The following is a 2,336-nucleotide window of genomic DNA, read 5'->3' as shown; positions in this document are numbered from 1 at the left end:
GGCAGCGCGAGCAAGCAGCTGGTCACCAGCTCGACCCGGGTGACCACCGTGAAGTACCGCCGTCCGTACGGGACCGAGTGGGAAGACCTCGACCTGGACACGGCGATGGAGATGATCGCCGACCGCGGCCCGCGACGCCCGCCGCGCCGAGGACGCGCTGCGGCGCGCCCTGCTGGACCGGCTGGTTAACTCCCCCGCGGCCGTCACGGCAGCGGGGGGTCCGGGCCCCGCCGCGGTACTCGCCACCACCCGGCTGCACGACCTCGGGCCGGCGCTGGCCACCTATCTGCCGGCGCTCGCGCAGACCCTCGTCGTCCCCCCGGTCCTGCTGCTCGCCCTGGCCTGGACCGACCTGCTCTCGGCCGTGCTGGTCGCGGTGACGCTGCCCCTCGTGCCGGTGTTCATGGTGCTCGTCGGCCGGTTCACCCGGGACGCCACGACCGACTCCGCCCGCGCGCTGGACCGGATCGCCTCGCACGTCGCCGAATTGGTCCGCGGGCTGCCGGTGCTGGTCGGGCTGGGGCACGCGGCCGAGCAGACCGCGGCGCTCGCCCGCCTCGGGGAGGCCCACCGGACCCGCACCCTGGCGACGCTGCGGATCGCGTTCCTCTCCGCCCTCGTCCTGGAACTGATCGCCACGCTGTCGGTGGCGCTGGTCGCGGTCACCGTGGGCGTCCGCCTGGTCGAGGGGCACCTCGGCCTCTCCGTCGGCCTCACCGCCCTGCTGCTCGCCCCGGAGGCGTTCGCGCCACTGCGCGCCCTGGGCACGGCGCACCACGCCTCGGAGGAGGCTGCCCTCGCCGCCGCGGAGGCGCGGGCGGTGCTTACGGCCCCGGTTTCCGAGCGGCGCGGCACGGATGGTCCAGACGACGACCCACGCGGCGCGGACCTCGCCGTCGTGGGCCTGACCGTGCGCTACCCCGGCCGCGCCGTGCCGGCGCTCCGTCCGGTCGATCTCGCCGTGCGGCCCGGCGAGCTGGTCGTCCTGCGGGGTGCCAGCGGATCGGGCAAGTCGACCCTGCTCGCAGTGCTCGCCGGGCTGGTCGGACCGGACGCCGTGGTCGGCGGGACCGCGACCGGCGGGGGTGCGGTCGCCTACGTGCCGCAGTTCCCCCGGACCACCGGGGCGACCGTCGCCGACGAACTGCGGCGGCACGCCGCGTCGGAACCCGGGATCGACGCCGTCGTCGGCGAGTCCCACGTGGTCGAGGCGCTGGCCCGCGTCGGCGCCACGGAGCTCGCCGGACGGGCGCCGGAGAGCCTCTCCCCCGGCGAGCTGCAGCGCATCGCGCTCGCCCGGGCCCTGGTGCGGATCCGCCGTGGTGCCCGACTGCTGCTGCTCGACGAGCCCACCGCGCACCTGGACGACGACGCCCGCGCGCTGGTCGCCGACGTGCTCCTCGGCCTGCGCGGCACCGTGACGACGCTGCTGGTCACGCACGACCCGCTCCTCGCCGCCCTCGCCGCCCGCACCGCCGACCTCACCTCCCCCGATCCCCGACCGTCCGCTCCGGAAGTCCAGACCCAGGTACGGACCTTCGGCGCGGCCCGTTCGGGGGTGGCTCCGGAGGCACCGGCTCAGGTGCGGGGGGCGCTGGCGAAGGCGGTGCTGGCCGGGTCGCTGGCGTCGGGCGCGGGGATCGCGCTGACCGCGGTCTCCGGCTGGCTGATCGTGCGGGCCGCGGAGATGCCGCCGGTGCTGACACTCCTGGTCGCGATCGTGGGCGTGCGGTTCTTCGGCCTCGGCCGCGCGGTGCTGCGCTGGACCGAGCGCATGACGGCGCACGACGCGGCGCTCCGCCTCGCCGCGGTGACCCGGGTCCGCCTGTGGGCCGCCCTGGCCGCGCAGGGACTGGCAGCCGACCGGACGCCAGGGTCGGCGCTGGCCCGAGTCGTCGGCGACGTCGGCGTCGTGCAGGACCTCACCGTGCGGGTGCGTCCGCCGATCCTGGTCGCGGCCACGGTCACCGTGGGCACCGTCGCCGCACTGGCGTTGATCGACCCCGCGGCGGCCGGCGCCGTCGGCCTGGTGCTCGCCGCGGCCGTGGGCATCGTGCTCCTGGGGCACCGGCACGTCGACGCCGGCGCCGCCCGGGCCGAGAGCGCGCTGCGGGTGACCGGGCTCCGCGAGGCGACCGCCCTCCTCGAGGGGATGCCGGACCTGCGCGCGCACGGGCTCGCGGGCCGGGCGGCGGACGATCTCGCCGTCCTCGCCGGGCGGCAGGCCCGGTCGGCCCGCACCGGTACCCGGGCCGCCGCGCTGAGCAGCGGGCTGGTGGTCCTGGGTTCCGGACTGGCCGCGGTGCTGGCCACGGCTGTCGGCAGCCGCGACGGGC

2 protein-coding genes are annotated in these 2,336 nt (G+C 77.4%); both read left to right on the top strand.

Going from position 1 to position 2,336, the window contains the following annotated elements:
- Positions 1-189: hypothetical protein (locus tag E4P38_RS22655; protein WP_280791116.1), on the top strand; the 189-nt coding region annotated here is incomplete at its 5' end.
- Positions 158-2,336 (top strand): ATP-binding cassette domain-containing protein (locus E4P38_RS22650; RefSeq protein WP_348633803.1); only part of this gene is annotated, 2,179 nt, incomplete at its 3' end. The genes E4P38_RS22655 and E4P38_RS22650, both read left to right, overlap by 32 nt.

The organism is Blastococcus sp. CT_GayMR16 (genome assembly GCF_004570875.1).
Taxonomy (GTDB): Bacteria; Actinomycetota; Actinomycetes; order Mycobacteriales; family Geodermatophilaceae; genus Blastococcus_B.
Note: the sequence above shows the minus strand (reverse complement) of the source record. Positions and strands in the feature narration are given on the sequence as shown.